The sequence below is a fragment of the Bacillus weihaiensis genome (genome assembly GCF_001889165.1).
GTDB lineage: Bacteria > Bacillota > Bacilli > Bacillales > Bacillaceae > Metabacillus > Metabacillus weihaiensis.
The window spans coordinates 4,052,406-4,071,399 of the sequence record NZ_CP016020.1 but is presented as its reverse complement, the minus strand read 5'-3'; the positions used below and the strand labels follow the sequence as shown (position 1 = coordinate 4,071,399).

The window sequence follows — 18,994 nt, the reverse complement described above, 5'->3', positions numbered from 1 at the left end:
AACGAATTTTATCTAGAAAGTGTCCTTAGAAGCTTAGTAAGTGAAAGCGTCTTGCTCTACGTTACAGAGCGTAAAGTTGAGGTGGAATTCTTTCTTGCCTAAACAGAGTGGAACCGCGCATAAAGCGTCTCTGTATTTTTATACAGAGGCGCTTTTTCTATTGTAAAAAAGTTTTTTAAAACGTATCGTAATGAACGGAATGTGTAAATAAATAAGCGATTGGAGGGATCCTAATGTTAAAAATGATGAAGGAAGATGTTGATGTTGTTTTTGAGCAAGACCCATCTGCGAGGAGCTACTTTGAAGTGATCTTAACGTACTCTGGGCTACACGCAATTTGGAGTCATAGAATTGCGCATGCTCTTTACAAGAAAAAGCTATTCTTCCTAGCAAGAGCCGTTTCTCAGGTAAGCCGCTTCTTTACAGGGGTAGAGATCCATCCAGCTGCAAAGATAGGTCGTCGTTTTTTTATTGATCACGGCATGGGCGTAGTGATTGGGGAGACGTGTGAGATAGGGGACGATGTAACAGTATTCCAAGGCGTAACATTGGGTGGAACTGGTAAGGAAAAAGGAAAGAGGCATCCGACGATAAAGAACCATGCGCTAATTGCTACAGGTGCAAAGGTATTAGGATCCATTACTGTAGGTGAATATTCAAAAATAGGCGCGGGTTCCGTTGTACTAAAAGAAGTCCCAGATCATTCAACGGTTGTAGGGATTCCTGGTAGAGTGGTTATTCAAAATGGTAAACGTGTTGATCAGGACTTGAATCATTGTGATCTTCCGGATCCAGTTGCAGATCGATTTAAGGATTTAGAGGCAGAATTAACGAAATTAAGAGAAGAAATGAAGCAATTAAAGAAAGGAACGAGTGATCATGACAATAAGGTTGTACAATACGCTAACGAGGCAAAAAGAAACGTTTGAGACACTAGAACCAGGTAAAGTAAAGATGTATGTTTGTGGTCCAACCGTATATAATTATATTCATATAGGGAATGCAAGACCTGCTATCGTATATGACACTGTACGTAGGTACTTAGAATACCGTGGCTATGAAGTAAACTTTGTTTCAAATTTTACTGATGTGGATGATAAATTAATTAAAGCTGCGAATGAGCTAGGAGAAGATGTTCCGACTATTGCAGAACGTTTCATTGATGCTTATTTTGAAGATGTTACGGCACTAGGCTGCAAACGTGCTACTGTTCATCCGCGTGTAACAGAAAACATTGACTTAATTATCGACTTTATCCAAGCGTTAATCGATAAAGGATATGCTTATGAAGCGGGTGGCGATGTTTATTATCGCACACGAGAGTTTGAAGGATATGGTAAACTATCACACCAATCTATAGATGAACTACGTTTAGGTAATCGTATTGAAGTTGGTGAGAAGAAGCAAGATGCACTAGATTTCGTTCTGTGGAAGGCTGCAAAGGATGGAGAAATTTCCTGGGAAAGTCCATGGGGACACGGGCGTCCAGGCTGGCACATTGAATGCTCAGCAATGGCAAAAAAATATTTAGGAGATACAATTGATATTCATGCAGGTGGGCAAGATTTAACATTTCCTCATCATGAAAACGAGATCGCACAGTCTGAAGCCTTAAATGAAAAGCCATTTGCGAAATATTGGATGCATAACGGCTATATTAATATAAACAATGAGAAGATGTCTAAGTCATTAGGTAACTTTGTATTAGTTCATGACATCATTAAAGAGATAGATCCACAAATCGTACGTTTCTTTATGTTGTCTGTGCATTACCGACACCCAATTAATTTTTCACAAGAGTTACTAGAAAGTACGAAAAATGCCTTTGATCGTATTAAAACTTCTTACGGTAATTTAGGGCACCGTATAGAAAGTAGTACAAATTTAACTGAGAACGATAATGACTGGTTAAACAAAATCAATGCGTTCCGTGAGCAATTCATCAAAGAAATGGATGATGATTTTAATACAGCTAACGCCATTTCTATTCTATTTGATCTTGCGAAACAAGCGAATTACTACATGGAAGAGCAAAATACGTCTAAAGAAGTTATTCAAGCATTCCTGCATGAATTTGATCAGATAGGTGATGTGTTAGGAGTACAGTTTACTTCAGATGATCTTCTTGATGAAGAAATTGAAGAAATGATTCAACAACGAATTCAAGCAAGAAAAGACCGGAACTTTGCCTTATCAGATGAAATTAGAGATCGTTTGAAGGAGCTTAATATCATTTTGGAGGATACTCCTCAAGGAACAAGATGGAAACGAGGATAAGTGATTATCTTTTCTAAAGGAAGGGAATAACGGTAAGAAAGAGTAAAAGGTGATGAGCAGAAGGAAGATATCTCGCTTCTGCTTTATCCCTTTTCAACAGGCTGTGTTAATTGCTAGTATTGATTTTTTTTCGCTCTGTTTGTGGAGTGAAAGGCATAGGAAGGAGCTTCCTGCTTAGAATTGCGGATTGCCTGGTTGGTCGCCAAAACGTATACGTCGAGGAAAATTAGGACCGCCCACGCGGAGAGCGAATGCCTGTAACGAAAATCAATAAACAAACAATAACAGAGTCTATTAAAAAGGAAGGTTGTTTCGGGTCGAGCACTGGTTGAAAAGAACTTTCATTCGACACAGGATGCGAATCAGCGTTAGAAAAGAGGAACGGCATGTTTTTTGATTTAACGACTATTAAGGATGTTAAACTTTTAAATAGCTTGGCATTAGCCTATATGGGTGATTCAGTATTTGAGATATATGTTCGTAATCATGTTTTAGTAAAAGGAAATATACGCCCTAATCAGCTTCACAATCAGGCGAAAGGCTATGTTTCTGCGAAAGCCCAATCTAGTATTCTACATCATCTATTTTCTTTGGCTATTTTTACAGAAGAAGAAGAAGGTGTAATTAGGAGAGGGAGAAATGCTAAGTCAGGTACGATTCCTAAAAACACAGATGTACAAACATACCGATATAGTACAGCTTTTGAAGCGTTAATTGGATATCTCTATTTAGAGAAACGCCAAGAGAGACTTGAAGAAATCATTCAGTTAGCATTGAATTACATTGATGAAAATAGGAGGGAGGGAAGACGATGAATCAAGATTATATTATAGGACGTAATCCAGTGATTGAGGTGCTTAAGTCTTCTAGAGACATAAATAAAATTTGGGTGGCTGAGAATTCTGTAAAAGGACAAGCTCAAGAAATTACTCGTTTAGCTAAAGAACGAGGCATCATGATTAATTTCGTACCAAAAAAGAAGATTGACCAAATGGTGGAGGGAAACCACCAAGGCGTTGTTGCGCAAGTGGCTGCGTATGAGTATGTGCATGTAGATGATATTTTAGCAAAAGCCGAACAACGAAATGAAATGCCATTTCTTCTTTTATTAGATGAACTTGAAGATCCTCATAATCTAGGATCTATCATGAGAACAGCAGATGCTGTTGGAGCACATGGAATCGTCATTCCTAAAAGAAGAGCAGTTGGTTTAACGGCAACTGTTGCTAAGGCTTCTACAGGTGCTATTGAACATATACCGGTAGCTCGAGTAACGAATATGGCTAGAACCATTGATGACTTAAAAGAGCGTGGGGTTTGGATAGTTGGAACAGATGCTAAGGGAGCGGATGATTACCGTAATCTTGATGGCAAGATGCCTCTAGGATTAATTATTGGAAGTGAAGGTAAGGGAATGGGGCGTCTCATAAAAGAGAAATGTGATTTCCTTGTTAAGATGCCGATGATAGGACATGTTACTTCTTTGAATGCTTCTGTAGCTGCTAGCTTGTTGATGTATGAGGTATATCGAAAGCGAAATCCTCTAGGAGAATAGGAAAAGATGGATATCCTACTAGTTGATGGATATAACATTATTGGAGCATGGCCGGACTTACAAAAATTAAAAAAGAACAATTTGTCAGAAGCTCGAGACCTCTTAATAGAAAAAATGGCTGAGTATCAAGCTTATACAGGTTTTAGAGTAATGATTGTATTTGATGCTCATATGGTAAAAGGGATTGAAAAAAAACAAAAAAATTATCGAGTTGAGGTCATTTTCACGCGTGAAAATGAAACGGCTGATGAACGTATTGAAAAGCTAGCAAAATCTTTAAGTAATATAAAGACTCAAGTGCATGTAGCAACTTCTGACTTTACAGAGCAGTGGGCAATATTTGGTCAAGGTGCTCTAAGAAAATCAGCTAGGGAGCTTCTGAATGAAATGAATACAATCGAGAAAAGGATTAAGCATCGGGTGAAAAAAATTGAGGAAGATCGACCTTCCTCAAAAATAAGTTTCCCCGACGATGTTATGGAAAAGCTTGAGAAATGGAGACGAGGAAACTTATAGCTGGTTGACGCTTCCAAAACCAATCCTGTATAATATTGTTATCTTGTGTGCGGTCGGGGGGATCGACTTGAACTCATCATTCAACAAAGACAGTGTCAGCAAGGAAGATTTAGGATTATTGGAAGACGAACAGGTAATTGAACTTGTTCACCAAGGTGAAAGTGAAGCGCTTGATTATCTAATTAATAAGTATCGTAATTTTGTAAGAGCTAAGGCAAGGTCATATTTTCTAATAGGTGCAGATCGAGAAGATATCATTCAAGAAGGCATGATCGGATTATACAAAGCTATACGAGATTTTAAAGAGGACAAGCTCACTTCTTTTAAAGCATTTGCTGAATTATGTATTACTAGGCAAATCATTACCGCTATTAAAACTGCTACTCGTCAAAAGCATATTCCTCTTAATTCCTACGTTTCATTGGACAAGCCAATTTATGATGAAGAGTCAGATCGAACATTAATGGATGTTATTTCTGGTGCAAAAGCTCTAGATCCAGAGGAGCTTATTATCAATCAAGAAGAATTTGATGATATTGAAGTGAAGATGGGAGAGCTATTGAGCGATTTAGAGCGCAAGGTACTCGTTCTTTACCTAGACGGCAGATCCTACCATGAAATTTCAGAAGAGTTAAATAGACATGTCAAATCAATTGATAATGCATTGCAGCGTGTGAAACGAAAACTAGAACGCTATTTAGAACTAAGAGAAATTAGCCTTTAGTGCGTTGGAGTTGAATTTATCGTTTATTGACGAAAAAAACTCACTATGATACAGTTTTAAAGAAAATAGTGTAGCGGTAGGTGAGGGTGTGCGAAAGAAAGTAACGTTGGCTTGTACGTCTTGTGGAAGTCGAAATTATACGACAATGAAAAATGTTTCAAGTACTGATGAACGATTAGAAGTTAAGAAGTTTTGTAAGGTATGTAATTCGCATTTAAACCACCGTGAAACGAAATAATCTTTATTATATTTTTATACGAAGTTTCCCTATTATTCCTGGAGGTAGGCATACATGCAACGTTTAATTAGTTTTTTTCGAGATGTTTCTCGTGAAATGAAAAAGGTGAGTTGGCCTAAAGGTAAAGAGCTAACAAAGTATACGATAACAGTTGTTTCAACTGTAACCTTTGTAGCAGTATTCTTTGCGGTCATTGACTTGGGAATTTCATCATTAATTCGTGCATTTTTTGAATAACAGTTGGTAAATCGTGCTATAATAGTAAATATCATTTTTTTGTCTGCAAAACCCGTTAAACGGGTTTTTTCATTGTATAAAAAAATAGGCTCTTTCTGAAAGTATCATCTTTTTAGTGGAATACTAGATAGGATGAATGGCGATCGGTGAGTAACTACTAAGTTGCTAAAAAGGTTTGTCCCTTGAGTAAACCGCGGTTGAAGAATTCACCATATGAATCTTCCCTAAAAAAAGCACTAATAAACCGGAATAGCCGATAGTAAAGATTATTCGATATAGATTATGATTATTAAATCGTTGTGGGGAGGGAAGGACAAGCTGTCCTGACACTATGGAAAAGAATTGGTATGTAGTACACACGTACTCAGGTTATGAAAACAAAGTAAAGGCAAATCTTGAAAAGCGTGTTGAATCTATGGGTATGGAAGATAAAATCTTCCGCGTAGTTGTACCTGAAGAAGAGGAAACGGATATTAAAGATGGCAAAAAGAAGGTAGTTAAGAAAAAGGTTTTTCCTGGATATGTGTTAGTTGAAATTGTGATGACAGATGATTCATGGTATGTCGTACGTAATACACCTGGAGTAACTGGATTCGTCGGATCTGCTGGACATGGTTCAAAACCAACACCGTTATTACCTGAGGAAGTAACGTTTATCCTTAAACGTATGGGAATGGATGAGCGTCGTGTTGAAATTGACTTTGAATTAAAAGAGACAGTGAAAGTAACAGAGGGGCCGTTTGCGAACTTTACAGGTTCTATCGAAGAGATTGATTTAGATAAGAGTAAATTAAAAGTTCTTGTCAATATGTTTGGTCGTGAAACCCCGGTAGAACTAGATTTTTCTCAAGTAGATAAATTATAATGTAAAAAAACTTGAAATCATTATCGAAAAGTGGTAACATTTCATAGGTCAGTATGTCTTAGAACATGAGACTAACAAGAAGATTTTTAGCTGATCAGAAATTCATACTATTTCTGTATGCATAAGGGTAGGTAGTCTCATATATTGAGTTGCCCGAATTTTTTTCTCTATCCTTTAAAGGGTAGATTAGATGAGTGGGAGGGTTATTAACCCAATTACCACATCACGGACTTAAGGAGGTGTGTCTCGTGGCTAAAAAAGTAATCAAAATTGTAAAATTGCAAATTCCTGCAGCAAAAGCTAATCCAGCTCCACCGGTTGGTCCTGCATTAGGTCAAGCTGGTGTTAATATCATGGGATTCTGTAAAGAGTTCAACGCTCGTACAGCTGAACAAGCTGGTTTAATCATTCCAGTTGAAATTACGGTTTTTGAAGACCGTTCATTTACATTTATTACGAAAACTCCACCTGCTGCTGTTTTACTTAAAAAAGCGGCTGGTATTGAGTCTGGTTCTGGTGAACCAAACCGTAATAAAGTAGCGACTGTGAAGCGTGACAAAGTACGTGAAATCGCTGAAACAAAAATGCCTGATTTAAACGCTGCTAGCGTTGAATCAGCAATGCGTATGGTTGAAGGTACTGCACGAAGCATGGGTATCGTTATCGAAGACTAATTCTTTCGTTAGTCAGAGAGTTGTTTTTGGGGGTTGCGAATTTGCTTAAACACAAGTTCGCAACCTTTATTCGTGGGAGGTTATTCCGCTAAAACCACTAAGGAGGAAATAAAAATGGCTAAAAAAGGTAAAAAGTTTCTAGAAGCTGCTAAGCTTGTAGATCGTTCGAAATTCTACGCAGTTACTGAAGCTGTTGAATTAGTGAAAAAAACAAGTGTTGCTAAATTTGATGCGACTGTTGAAGTTGCTTTCCGTTTAGGTGTTGACCCTAAGAAAGCTGATCAACAAATTCGTGGTGCTGTTGTACTACCGAATGGTACTGGTAAAACTCAACGTGTATTAGTATTTGCTAAAGGTGAAAAAGCGAAGGAAGCTGAAGCTGCAGGTGCTGATTATGTTGGAGATGCAGATATGATCAATAAAATCCAACAAGGTTGGTTTGACTTTGATGTTATCGTTGCAACACCAGACATGATGGGTGAAGTTGGTAAACTTGGTCGTGTATTAGGACCTAAAGGTTTAATGCCGAACCCTAAAACTGGTACAGTTACATTTGATGTAACAAAAGCAGTTAACGAAATCAAAGCTGGTAAAGTTGAATACCGTCTTGATAAAGCTGGTATCATCCACGTGCCAATCGGAAAAGTATCTTTCGAAGATAGCAAGTTAGTTGAGAACTTCAACACAGTTTATGAAACTTTACAAAAAGCTAAGCCAGCTGCAGCTAAAGGAACTTACATGAAGAGCATTAATGCAACTTCAACAATGGGTCCTGGAGTTAAAGTAGACGGTTCAAGCTTCTCTGTAAAATAATAACTATTGACTTCTAATTGAAGTTTTAATATAATTATCAACGTTGCTAATTTAAATATCGCTATACCGTAGACAGTAGGTGCTTTCATAGGCTTAATTTTCCTACCGAGGTGTATTACCAATAGAAGCATTTTGCTTGTTGTTGAATATACAAACCTCCATGTCTAATTGGAGGTTTTTCTATGACCACCGAACGGTACTAGTGTTACATGAATCTACAGGAGGTGTAACAATGAGCGCAATTATCGAACAAAAGAAACAGATCGTAGAAGAAATTTCTACTAAGTTCCGTGAAAGTAAATCTACTATCATCGTAGATTACCGTGGATTAACTGTAGGTGAGGTTACTGAATTACGTAAGCAATTACGTGAAGCAGGAATTGAATTTAAAGTTTACAAAAACACGATGACTCGTCGTGCGGTAGAACTTGCTGAACTTACTGGTCTTAACGATGCATTAACTGGACCAAACGCAATCGCATTTGGTGGAGAAGACGTTGTCGCTCCAGCTAAAATTCTTAATGACTTCGCTAAAAAGCATGAAGCTCTTGAAATTAAAGCTGGTGTAATCGAAGGTAATATCGCTTCAGTTGAAGAAGTTAAAGCTCTTGCTGAACTTCCATCACGCGAAGGTTTACTTTCTATGTTGCTTAGCGTACTTCAAGCTCCAATCCGTAATCTTGCACTTGCTACAAAAGCTGTTGCAGAACAAAAAGAAGAACAAGGCGCATAATTTTTATAGCCTAATCTTAATTTATTAAAAACAATTAGAAGGAAAAACAAGGAGGAAATTATAATGACTCAAGAACAAATCATTGAAGCAGTTAAAAGTATGACTGTTTTAGAATTAAACGACTTAGTTAAAGCTATTGAAGAAGAGTTTGGTGTAACTGCTGCAGCTCCTGTAGCTGTTGCTGCTGCTGGTGGCGAAGCTGCTGCTGAGCAAACTGAATTTGACGTAGTACTTGCAAGTGCTGGCGGACAAAAAATCAAAGTTATCAAAGTTGTACGTGAAGCTACTGGCTTAGGCTTAAAAGAAGCTAAAGAATTAGTAGATAACGCACCAAAAGCTCTTAAAGAAGGCGTTTCTAAAGAAGAAGCTGAAGAATTAAAAGCTAAACTTGAAGAAGTTGGCGCTTCTGTAGAAGTTAAGTAATAGCGTTATGCTTATGAAAAGCTCGCCGATATAGGCGGGCTTTTTATTCGTTCTATTAACATAAGATATCATGTATAAAAGAGAGAAAACCTGTAAACCCTAATCTTCTGTAAAGAGGAGGTACAAAAGATGAGTAATCATTATTATTCTGAAAAGCCTACGGTGGAAAGTGACCGGAAAACATGGTCGTTTACATTGAAGGGCAACACATTTACTTTTCATAGTGATCGAGGTGTCTTTTCAAAGAATGAGGTAGACTTCGGCTCGCGTCTACTAATAGATGCCTTTGAAATTCCAGAAGTAAGTGGAGATGTACTTGATGTTGGTTGTGGCTATGGTCCGATTGGTCTCACAATAGCGAAGCATTATGGACGTAACGTAGATATGATTGATGTAAATGAGAGAGCTGTTGAGTTATCAAAAGATAATGCCAAGGTGAATGGGATCTCTAACGTCTCTGTTTTTCAGAGTGATCTATTTGAAAAGATAGATGAGGAAAAGTCATATGCAGTCATTTTAACGAATCCTCCAATTAGAGCAGGTAAAGCTGTCGTTCATCAAATATTTGAGTTAAGTGAAAAGCACTTGGTTCAGTCGGGTGAGCTTTGGGTTGTTATTCAGAAGAAGCAGGGTGCTCCATCGGCTATAGAAAAATTAAATGAATTATTTTCTGAGGTAGAAGTGGTGGAAAAAAAGAAAGGCTATTATATCATCAAAGCCAAAAAATGTTGACTCCTATTTTTGGTTGTGATAACATTATAAAATGCCAATATGTATTTTCGGTAACTATCTAATTTTTTCAAAAATAGTAGTATATTTCTTTGATAGTCAGGAAATACTAATAAAATCAATAGTACGTTTCAAATTGTGGTTTTCTTACTAGAAACCCTTTTTATTTTTTGTTTTTTCCCTTGCGTTGTACTTAGATTTCCTTTGTTTTGAAAGCAGATTAATTGGTAGTATATTAGATAAAGTTTTTCAAGAGAATGATCTTATGTGCGTTCTCTTATTCGTCTGTCTAAAAATTTTAGGTATACATAACAGTACAATCGCAAGATCTATTACGCTTGATTTGAGGGGTGAATGAGTTGACAGGTCAACTAGTTCAGTATGGACGACACCGCCAACGTAGAAGTTATGCACGCATTAGTGAAGTGTTAGAATTACCAAATCTTATTGAAATTCAAACCTCTTCCTATCAGTGGTTTCTTGATGAGGGCTTGAGAGAAATGTTCCAAGATATTTCTCCTATTGAGGATTTCACTGGTAACCTCTCGCTAGAGTTCATTGATTATAGCTTAGGAGATCCTAAGTATCCTGTTGAGGAATCAAAAGAACGAGATGTTACCTATTCTGCGCCATTACGTGTTAAGGTGCGTTTAATTAACAAGGAAACTGGTGAAGTAAAAGATCAGGATGTCTTTATGGGGGATTTTCCTCTTATGACAGAGACTGGTACATTTGTAATTAACGGTGCTGAGCGCGTTATCGTATCGCAATTAGTCCGTTCGCCAAGTGTATATTACAGTGGTAAAGTCGACAAGAATGGTAAAAAAGGCTTTACTGCAACTGTTATTCCAAACCGTGGAGCTTGGTTAGAGTACGAGACAGATGCTAAAGATGTTGTTTATGTACGTATAGATCGTACACGTAAATTACCTGTGACGGTTTTATTACGTGCTCTTGGGTTTGGCTCTGATCAAGAAATCATCGATTTACTAGGTGAAAATGAGTACTTACGTAATACCCTTGATAAGGATAATACAGAAAGTACAGAAAAAGCATTACTTGAAATCTATGAGAGACTTCGCCCAGGTGAGCCTCCTACAGTAGATAATGCAAAAAGTCTATTAGATTCTAGATTCTTTGATCCAAAACGCTATGATTTAGCAAATGTTGGACGTTACAAGATTAATAAAAAGCTTCATATTAAAAACCGTCTATTCAACCAAAGATTAGCTGAAACTTTGGTTGATCCGGAAACTGGTGAAATTATTGCTGAAAAGGGAGCAATGATCGATCGTAGAACGTTAGATCGTATCATGCCAAATCTTGAAAGTGGTGTAGGCTTTACTAAGGTTCAACCTACAGGTGGAGTTTCTGATGAAGAAATCACCATTCAATCGATCAAGATTTTCGCTCCGAATGATCCAGATGGTGAAAAGGTTATTAACGTACTAGGGAATGCATATGTTGAGGAAGCTGTGAAAAACATCACGGTTGCTGACATCTTATCTTCAATTAGTTATTTCTTTAACCTTTTACATTCAGTAGGCGATACAGATGATATTGATCATCTTGGTAACCGTAGATTGCGTTCTGTTGGTGAATTATTACAGAATCAATTTAGAATTGGTTTATCAAGAATGGAACGTGTTGTACGTGAAAGAATGTCTATTCAGGACACAAATACAATCACACCACAACAATTAATTAATATCCGTCCTGTTATTGCGTCTATTAAAGAGTTCTTTGGTAGTTCTCAGTTATCTCAGTTCATGGATCAAACGAATCCGTTAGCAGAGCTAACACATAAACGTCGTTTATCAGCGTTAGGACCTGGTGGTTTAACTCGAGAACGTGCTGGATTTGAAGTGCGTGACGTTCACTATTCCCACTATGGTCGTATGTGTCCTATCGAGACTCCAGAGGGACCGAATATTGGGTTAATCAACTCATTATCTTCATATGCAAAAGTGAATCGTTTTGGATTTATCGAAACTCCGTATCGTCGTATCGATCCTGAGACGGGTAAAGTTACAACACGTATTGACTACTTAACCGCTGATGAAGAAGATAATTATGTTGTGGCCCAAGCAAACGCAAGACTAGCAGATGATGGTTCGTTTATAGATGACGATATTGTTGCTCGTTTCCGTGGTGAGAATACAGTTGTTAATAGAGATCGTATCGATTATATGGACGTATCTCCTAAACAGGTTGTATCTGCTGCAACAGCGTGTATACCATTCTTAGAAAACGATGACTCTAACCGTGCATTAATGGGTGCGAACATGCAACGTCAAGCTGTACCTTTAATGAATCCAGAAGCACCTCTTGTAGGTACAGGTATGGAATATGTATCTGGTAAGGATTCAGGAGCAGCTGTTATTTGTAAATACCCAGGTGTTGTAGAACGCGTTGAAGCGAAGAATGTATGGGTTCGTCGTTATGAAGAAGTTGATGGACAAAAAGTTAAAGGTAACTTAGATAAATATAGCTTACTCAAATTTATCCGATCTAACCAAGGAACTTGCTACAACCAGCGTCCAATCGTAAGTGAAGGCGATGAAGTTGTGAAAGGTGAAATCCTTGCAGATGGTCCTTCAATGGAATTAGGTGAACTTGCACTAGGTAGAAACGTATTAGTAGCCTTCATGACATGGGATGGATATAACTATGAGGATGCAATCATCATGAGTGAAAGACTTGTGAAAGACGATGTGTATACATCTATTCATATTGAAGAATATGAGTCTGAATCTCGTGATACAAAATTAGGACCTGAAGAAATCACACGTGATATCCCGAACGTAGGGGAAGACGCGTTAAGAAACTTGGATGAGCGTGGAATTATCCGCGTTGGTGCTGAAGTAAAAGATGGAGATTTACTTGTTGGTAAAGTTACACCAAAAGGAGTAACAGAATTAACAGCTGAAGAACGTCTATTACATGCAATCTTCGGAGAGAAAGCTCGTGAAGTTCGTGATACTTCATTACGTGTACCTCACGGTGGAGAAGGTATCATTCTTGATGTTAAGGTCTTCAATCGTGAAGATGGAGATGAGTTACCACCTGGTGTTAATCAATTAGTTCGTGTTTATATCGTTCAGAAGCGAAAAATCTCTGAAGGAGATAAAATGGCCGGACGACATGGTAACAAAGGTGTAATCTCTCGTATTCTTCCAGAAGAAGATATGCCGTATTTACCAGATGGTACGCCAGTTGATATCATGTTAAACCCATTAGGAGTACCTTCACGTATGAACATCGGTCAGGTGCTTGAACTACATTTAGGTATGGCTGCTCGTAAGTTAGGCATTCACGTAGCATCTCCAGTATTTGATGGAGCGCGTGAGGAAGATGTTTGGTCTACTCTTGAAGAAGCAGGCATGGCGCGAGATGCGAAAACAGTGCTATATGATGGCCGTACAGGTGAACCTTTTGATAACCGTGTATCAGTTGGTATTATGTATATGATTAAACTGGCGCACATGGTTGATGATAAACTACATGCACGTTCAACAGGACCATATTCATTAGTAACCCAGCAACCACTTGGTGGTAAAGCACAATTCGGGGGACAACGTTTTGGTGAGATGGAGGTATGGGCACTTGAAGCATACGGTGCTGCATATACACTTCAAGAAATCTTAACGGTTAAATCTGATGATGTTGTCGGACGTGTGAAAACGTACGAAGCGATTGTTAAAGGTGAAAATGTTCCAGAACCAGGTGTTCCAGAATCGTTTAAAGTTTTAATTAAAGAGCTTCAAAGTTTAGGTATGGACGTTAAAATGCTTTCTAGCGATGAGCAAGAGATCGAAATGAGAGATCTTGACGACGAAGAAGATACACAACAAGCTGAAGGTCTTGCTGTAAATGAAACAGTAGAACCTGAGGCAAAAGTAGAAGAATTAGAAAAAGATCCTGTAGGGAAAGAATAATTCTTTAAGCATCGGCGCCTTTGTTTTTCTTTATAAAGACAGGGCGCTCGTGCTTGAATGAGCTTTTTTCTTTTAAAGAAAGAAAATGTTTTACGATATATAAGATAAGCTAATACTTTCGCCACTAGGACTTAGCCACTTGGAATAATTTATCTAATAATATTGGGTAGAACCTGAAGACGAAAAGGGAGGTAGGCCCCTTGATAGATGTAAATAATTTTGAATATATGAGCATCGGCTTGGCTTCACCAGACAAGATTCGTTCTTGGTCATTTGGAGAAGTTAAGAAACCAGAAACAATTAATTACCGTACATTAAAGCCAGAAAAAGATGGTCTTTTCTGCGAACGAATCTTTGGACCAACTAAAGATTGGGAGTGTCATTGCGGTAAGTATAAAAGAGTACGTTATAAAGGTGTAGTTTGTGATCGTTGTGGAGTTGAAGTAACACGTGCAAAAGTACGTCGTGAAAGAATGGGTCATATCGAATTAGCAGCACCTGTATCTCATATTTGGTATTTCAAAGGAATTCCAAGTCGTATGGGTCTTGTACTAGATATGTCACCACGTGCCTTAGAGGAAGTGATTTACTTCGCTTCTTACGTTACGACAGACACAGGTGATACACCTCTTGAAAAGAAACAATTACTATCTGAAAAGGAATATCGTGCATACCGTGAAAAGTACGGTAACACATTCCAAGCATCTATGGGTGCAGAAGCAATTAAAAAGCTTCTATCAGATATTGATACTGATAAGGAAGTTGATTCTTTAAAAGAAGAGTTGAAAACGGCTCAAGGTCAACGTAGAACACGTGCGATCAAGCGTTTAGAAGTTCTTGAGGCATTCCGTAACTCTGGAAATGATCCTTCTTGGATGATTTTAGATGTACTACCTGTTATTCCACCTGAGTTACGTCCAATGGTACAACTTGACGGTGGACGTTTTGCAACATCTGATTTAAATGATTTATACAGACGTGTTATTAACCGTAACAACCGCTTAAAACGTTTATTAGACCTTGGAGCTCCAAGCATCATTGTTCAAAACGAAAAGCGTATGCTTCAAGAAGCAGTAGATGCCTTGATCGATAACGGTCGTAGAGGGCGTCCTGTTACAGGTCCTGGTAACCGTCCATTAAAATCACTATCTCATATGTTAAAAGGTAAACAAGGTCGTTTCCGTCAAAATCTATTAGGTAAACGTGTGGATTATTCTGGTCGTTCCGTAATCGTTGTAGGTCCGAACCTAAAAATGTATCAATGTGGATTACCGAAAGAAATGGCATTAGAATTATTCAAGCCATTTGTTATGAAAGAGCTTGTTGAGAAGGGCCTAGCACATAATATTAAGAGTGCGAAACGTAAAATCGAGCGTGTGCAACCTGAAGTATGGGATGTTTTAGAGTCTGTTATTAAAGAACACCCAGTATTACTAAACCGTGCACCGACTCTTCATAGACTAGGTATTCAAGCCTTCGAACCAACACTTGTAGAAGGTCGTGCGATTCGTCTTCATCCGTTAGTATGTACAGCGTATAACGCTGACTTTGACGGTGACCAAATGGCGGTTCACGTTCCTTTATCTGCAGAAGCACAAGCAGAAGCACGTATCTTAATGTTAGCTGCACAAAACATCCTAAATCCAAAGGATGGAAAGCCTGTAGTTACTCCTTCTCAGGATATGGTATTAGGGAACTACTACTTAACATTAGAGCGCGCGGGTGTTATTGGAGAAGGTATGATCTTCAAAGATACAAACGAAGCACTTCTTGCATACCAAAACGGTTATGTACACTTACATACTCGTGTTGCTATTCATGCTAGTGCATTAGATAATCAAACATTTACAGAAGAACAAAAGAAAATGTTGCTAATTACAACAGTTGGGAAATTAATCTTCAATGAAATTTTACCTGAATCATTCCCTTACATGAATGAGCCAACAAAACAAAACATTGAAGAAAAAACGCCTGAAAAATATTTTGTTCCTACAAATACGAATGTAGCTGAGCATATTGCTGCTCAAGAAGAAATTGCTCCATTCAAAAAAGGAATTCTTGGAAAAGTTATCGCAGAAATCTTCAAGAAATTCCATATTACTGAAACGTCTAAAATGCTAGACCGTATGAAGAATCTTGGATTTAGATATTCCACAAAAGCAGGTATCACTGTTGGTGTATCTGATATCATCGTTCTTAAAGAGAAACAGGAGATTATCACTGAAGCACAAACAAAGGTTGATAATGTACTTAAGCAATTCCGTAGAGGTTTGATTACGGAGGATGAGCGCTATGAGCGTGTTATCTCAATTTGGAGTGCTGCGAAAGACAACATCCAAGGGAAGCTGATGGCGTCTCTTGACAAACGAAATCCTATCTTCATGATGAGTGACTCTGGTGCCCGTGGTAACGCATCTAACTTTACGCAGCTTGCTGGTATGCGTGGACTGATGGCCAACCCGGCTGGACGTATTATCGAGTTACCAATCAAGTCAAGTTTCCGTGAAGGTTTAACAGTATTAGAGTACTTCATCTCAACTCACGGTGCGCGTAAAGGTCTTGCAGATACAGCCCTTAAAACAGCTGACTCAGGTTACCTTACTCGTCGTCTTGTTGATGTGGCTCAGGATGTTATCATTCGTGATGACGATTGTGGCACAGATCGTGGTATCCTTGCTGAAGCCATTAAAGAAGGTACAGAGGTTATCGAGAAGCTTGATGAGCGTCTAATCGGACGTTATTGCCGTAAGGTTGTTAAACACCCTGAAACTGGTGCTATCATTGTAAATGAAAATGAATTAATTACAGAGGACATTGCTGTTGAAATCATTGAAGCAGGAATTGAAAGTGTATGGATTCGTTCTGCGTTTACATGTAACACTCGTCACGGTGTTTGTAAGAAATGTTATGGTCGTAACCTAGCTACTGGAACAGAGGTTGAAGTGGGTGAAGCAGTTGGAATTATTGCTGCTCAATCAATCGGTGAGCCAGGTACACAGTTAACAATGCGTACATTCCACACAGGTGGGGTTGCAGGAGACGATATCACACAAGGTTTACCTCGTATCCAAGAGCTATTTGAGGCTCGTAATCCAAAAGGTCAAGCGATTATCACAGAAATTAGTGGGGTAGTAGCTGAGATCAATGAGGTACGAGACAAACAACAAGAAATTGTGGTTCAAGGTGATGTTGAAACTCGTTCTTACACAGCACCTTATAATGCAAGACTTAAAGTGACTCAAGGCGATAAAGTCGATAGTGGTCAGGTCTTGACTGAGGGTTCAATCGATCCTAAAGAATTATTAAAGGTGAAGGATTTACAAGCCGTACAACAATACCTATTACGTGAAGTACAAAAAGTATACCGTATGCAAGGGGTAGAAATTGGAGACAAACACGTTGAAGTAATGGTACGACAAATGCTTCGTAAAGTAAGAGTAATGGATGCAGGAGATACTGATGTATTACCAGGAACTCTACTTGACGTACACCAATTCACAGATGCCAATAAACAAGTACTATTAGATGGCAAACGTCCAGCGACTGGTCGCCCTGTATTACTTGGTATCACTAAAGCGTCACTTGAAACAGATTCCTTCTTATCTGCTGCTTCATTCCAAGAAACAACTAGAGTTCTTACAGATGCAGCAATTAAAGGTAAACGTGATGAGTTACTTGGTCTTAAAGAAAATGTTATTATTGGTAAGCTAGTTCCAGCTGGTACTGGTATGCCAAGATATCGTCAAGCAGAACCAATTTCGAAAGTTCAACAAACTGAAGAAGTTGTTTCAGTAGACTAATAATAACTAAATAATGTTGGAGAGAGATGGAATGTTAAAGTTTTTACAATGGAATGTTGACATCCATCTCTTCCGATGTTACTATATTCAAGGTGTCAATCTAAACCTGTTGCTTTGGAGGATATTTCACTATGTCTTATGAAAAAGTATCACAGGCAAGTAAAATTATTGTTGGTACTAAGCAATCAGTGAAAGCTCTATTAAACAATGAAGTTAGAGAGATAATCATTGCTGAAGATGCTGATCATCGAATTCTCCAAAAGATTATTCAAACAGCAAAACAACAGCAGGTTCCTTTAACGAAGGTTGCTTCTATGAAAAAGCTTGGAAGAGCTTGTGGAATTGAGGTAGGAGCTGCAGCTGTAGCTATAATACAGTAAAAACTGTTTTTGCAAGTATATATTGCAGAAACTTTGTTTTTGCCTAAATATGAACCACCTGGATGTGTGGTATTGAAGAAATGAAGGGAGGAAAACTAACATGCCTACTATTAACCAATTAGTGCGTAAAGGTCGCGTAAGCAAAATTGAGAAATCAAAATCACCTGCATTAAACAAAGGTTACAACAGCTTCAAAAAAGAGCAAACGAATGTATCTTCACCTCAAAAACGTGGTGTATGTACTCGTGTAGGTACGATGACGCCGAAGAAACCTAACTCAGCGCTTCGTAAATATGCTCGTGTACGTTTAACAAACGGCATTGAAGTTACAGCTTATATTCCTGGTATTGGTCACAACTTACAAGAACACAGTGTTGTTCTTATCCGTGGCGGACGTGTAAAAGACTTACCAGGGGTACGTTATCACATCGTACGTGGTGCTTTAGATACTGCTGGTGTTGACGGTCGTATGCAAGGTCGTTCTAAATACGGTACAAAACGTCCTAAAGCTGCTAAGAAGTAATTCAATTAAAATACCTATTAATTATTAAATGAAGGGAGGACATAACATGCCACGTAAAGGTCCTGTAGCAAAAAGAGATGTATTACCAGATCCTATTTACAATTCAAAGCTTGTTACACGTTTAGTTAACAGAATTATGATCGACGGAAAAAGAGGTAAAGCACAATCTGTACTTTACAATGCTTTTGACATCATTAAAGATCGTACTGGCAAGGAAGCAATTGAAGTGTTCGAACAAGCACTTAAAAACATCATGCCTGTACTTGAAGTAAAAGCTCGTCGTGTTGGTGGTGCTAACTACCAAGTACCTGTAGAAGTACGTCCAGATCGTCGTACAACTTTAGGTTTACGTTGGTTAGTAAACTACGCTCGTCTTCGTGGAGAAAAAACGATGGAAGAGCGTTTAGCTAACGAAATTCTAGATGCTGCTAACAACACTGGTGCAGCAGTTAAAAAACGTGAAGATACTCATAAAATGGCTGAAGCAAATAAAGCATTTGCTCACTATCGTTGGTAATCAATACACTATAATCAAACTAAATTTCCTATAAGGAAGGAGAAATGACCCA

19 protein-coding genes and 1 other annotated feature are annotated in these 18,994 nt (G+C 38.2%); all 19 genes read left to right on the top strand.

The features are described 5' to 3' along the window. The first annotated feature begins 233 nt into the window (after positions 1–233). The 19 genes from cysE to rpsG all read left to right on the top strand — a co-directional run bounded on the left by cysE (position 234) and on the right by rpsG (position 18,942). Positions 234–929 (top strand): serine O-acetyltransferase, encoded by a 696-nt coding sequence (gene cysE, locus A9C19_RS19720; protein ID WP_072581481.1) that lies wholly within the window; start codon positions 234–236, stop codon positions 927–929. Then, entirely contained in the window at positions 880–2,277 is a 1,398-nt protein-coding gene (gene cysS / locus A9C19_RS19715; protein WP_072581480.1) for a cysteine--tRNA ligase, read from the top strand. Before cysE ends, cysS begins: the two co-directional genes overlap by 50 nt. 386 nt (positions 2,278–2,663) lie before the next feature. Then, positions 2,664–3,092, top strand: coding sequence for a Mini-ribonuclease 3 (locus tag A9C19_RS19710; RefSeq protein WP_072581479.1), 429 nt, complete (start codon positions 2,664–2,666; stop codon positions 3,090–3,092). After that, positions 3,089–3,832, top strand: a complete 744-nt coding sequence (gene rlmB, locus A9C19_RS19705; protein WP_072581478.1) for a 23S rRNA (guanosine(2251)-2'-O)-methyltransferase RlmB — start codon at positions 3,089–3,091, stop codon at positions 3,830–3,832. Before A9C19_RS19710 ends, rlmB begins: the two co-directional genes overlap by 4 nt. A gap of 6 nt (positions 3,833–3,838) precedes the next feature. Continuing rightward, positions 3,839–4,348: an NYN domain-containing protein gene (locus A9C19_RS19700; RefSeq protein WP_072581477.1), complete on the top strand. Its 510-nt coding sequence runs from the start codon at positions 3,839–3,841 to the stop codon at positions 4,346–4,348. 67 nt (positions 4,349–4,415) lie between these two features. Beyond that, entirely contained in the window at positions 4,416–5,072 is a 657-nt protein-coding gene (gene sigH, locus A9C19_RS19695) for an RNA polymerase sporulation sigma factor SigH (protein ID WP_072581476.1), read from the top strand. Positions 5,073–5,160: 88 nt separating this feature from the next. Next, positions 5,161–5,310, top strand: a complete 150-nt coding sequence (gene rpmG / locus A9C19_RS19690) for a 50S ribosomal protein L33 (protein ID WP_072581475.1) — start codon at positions 5,161–5,163, stop codon at positions 5,308–5,310. A 54-nt stretch (positions 5,311–5,364) separates the two neighbouring features. Then, positions 5,365–5,547, top strand: a complete 183-nt coding sequence (gene secE, locus A9C19_RS19685; protein ID WP_072581474.1) for a preprotein translocase subunit SecE — start codon at positions 5,365–5,367, stop codon at positions 5,545–5,547. Between the two features lie 331 nt (positions 5,548–5,878). Further along, the gene (gene nusG, locus A9C19_RS19680; protein ID WP_072581473.1) at positions 5,879–6,412 is read left to right on the top strand and encodes a transcription termination/antitermination protein NusG; all 534 of its coding nucleotides are present in this window, start codon (positions 5,879–5,881) and stop codon (positions 6,410–6,412) included. A gap of 248 nt (positions 6,413–6,660) precedes the next feature. Then, complete coding sequence (rplK, locus tag A9C19_RS19675) at positions 6,661–7,086, top strand: 50S ribosomal protein L11 (protein WP_141549707.1); 426 nt, start codon at positions 6,661–6,663, stop codon at positions 7,084–7,086. Positions 7,087–7,200: 114 nt separating this feature from the next. Continuing rightward, positions 7,201–7,899 carry a 50S ribosomal protein L1 gene (gene rplA, locus A9C19_RS19670; RefSeq protein WP_072581471.1) on the top strand — a complete coding sequence of 233 codons (699 nt, stop codon included), beginning with the start codon at positions 7,201–7,203 and terminating at the stop codon, positions 7,897–7,899. Between the two features lie 48 nt (positions 7,900–7,947). Next, positions 7,948–8,089, top strand: a sequence feature (ribosomal protein L10 leader region). Between the two features lie 42 nt (positions 8,090–8,131). Further along, on the top strand, positions 8,132–8,632 hold the full coding sequence (gene rplJ / locus A9C19_RS19665) for a 50S ribosomal protein L10 (protein WP_072581470.1): 501 nt from the start codon (positions 8,132–8,134) through the stop codon (positions 8,630–8,632). A 63-nt stretch (positions 8,633–8,695) separates the two neighbouring features. Then, positions 8,696–9,055 carry a 50S ribosomal protein L7/L12 gene (rplL, locus tag A9C19_RS19660; protein ID WP_072581469.1) on the top strand — a complete coding sequence of 120 codons (360 nt, stop codon included), beginning with the start codon at positions 8,696–8,698 and terminating at the stop codon, positions 9,053–9,055. Positions 9,056–9,184: 129 nt separating this feature from the next. Beyond that, positions 9,185–9,787 (top strand): class I SAM-dependent methyltransferase, encoded by a 603-nt coding sequence (locus tag A9C19_RS19655; protein WP_072581468.1) that lies wholly within the window; start codon positions 9,185–9,187, stop codon positions 9,785–9,787. Between the two features lie 356 nt (positions 9,788–10,143). Next, positions 10,144–13,722 carry a DNA-directed RNA polymerase subunit beta gene (gene rpoB, locus A9C19_RS19650; protein ID WP_072581467.1) on the top strand — a complete coding sequence of 1,193 codons (3,579 nt, stop codon included), beginning with the start codon at positions 10,144–10,146 and terminating at the stop codon, positions 13,720–13,722. Positions 13,723–13,922: 200 nt separating this feature from the next. Then, on the top strand, positions 13,923–17,522 hold the full coding sequence (gene rpoC, locus A9C19_RS19645) for a DNA-directed RNA polymerase subunit beta' (protein WP_072581466.1): 3,600 nt from the start codon (positions 13,923–13,925) through the stop codon (positions 17,520–17,522). Positions 17,523–17,653: 131 nt separating this feature from the next. Further along, on the top strand, positions 17,654–17,902 hold the full coding sequence (locus A9C19_RS19640; protein ID WP_072581465.1) for a 50S ribosomal protein L7ae-like protein: 249 nt from the start codon (positions 17,654–17,656) through the stop codon (positions 17,900–17,902). A gap of 100 nt (positions 17,903–18,002) precedes the next feature. Next, the gene (gene rpsL, locus A9C19_RS19635; protein WP_026561215.1) at positions 18,003–18,425 is read left to right on the top strand and encodes a 30S ribosomal protein S12; all 423 of its coding nucleotides are present in this window, start codon (positions 18,003–18,005) and stop codon (positions 18,423–18,425) included. A 46-nt stretch (positions 18,426–18,471) separates the two neighbouring features. Then, entirely contained in the window at positions 18,472–18,942 is a 471-nt protein-coding gene (gene rpsG, locus A9C19_RS19630) for a 30S ribosomal protein S7 (protein WP_072581464.1), read from the top strand. The last annotated feature ends 52 nt before the right edge of the window (positions 18,943–18,994 follow it).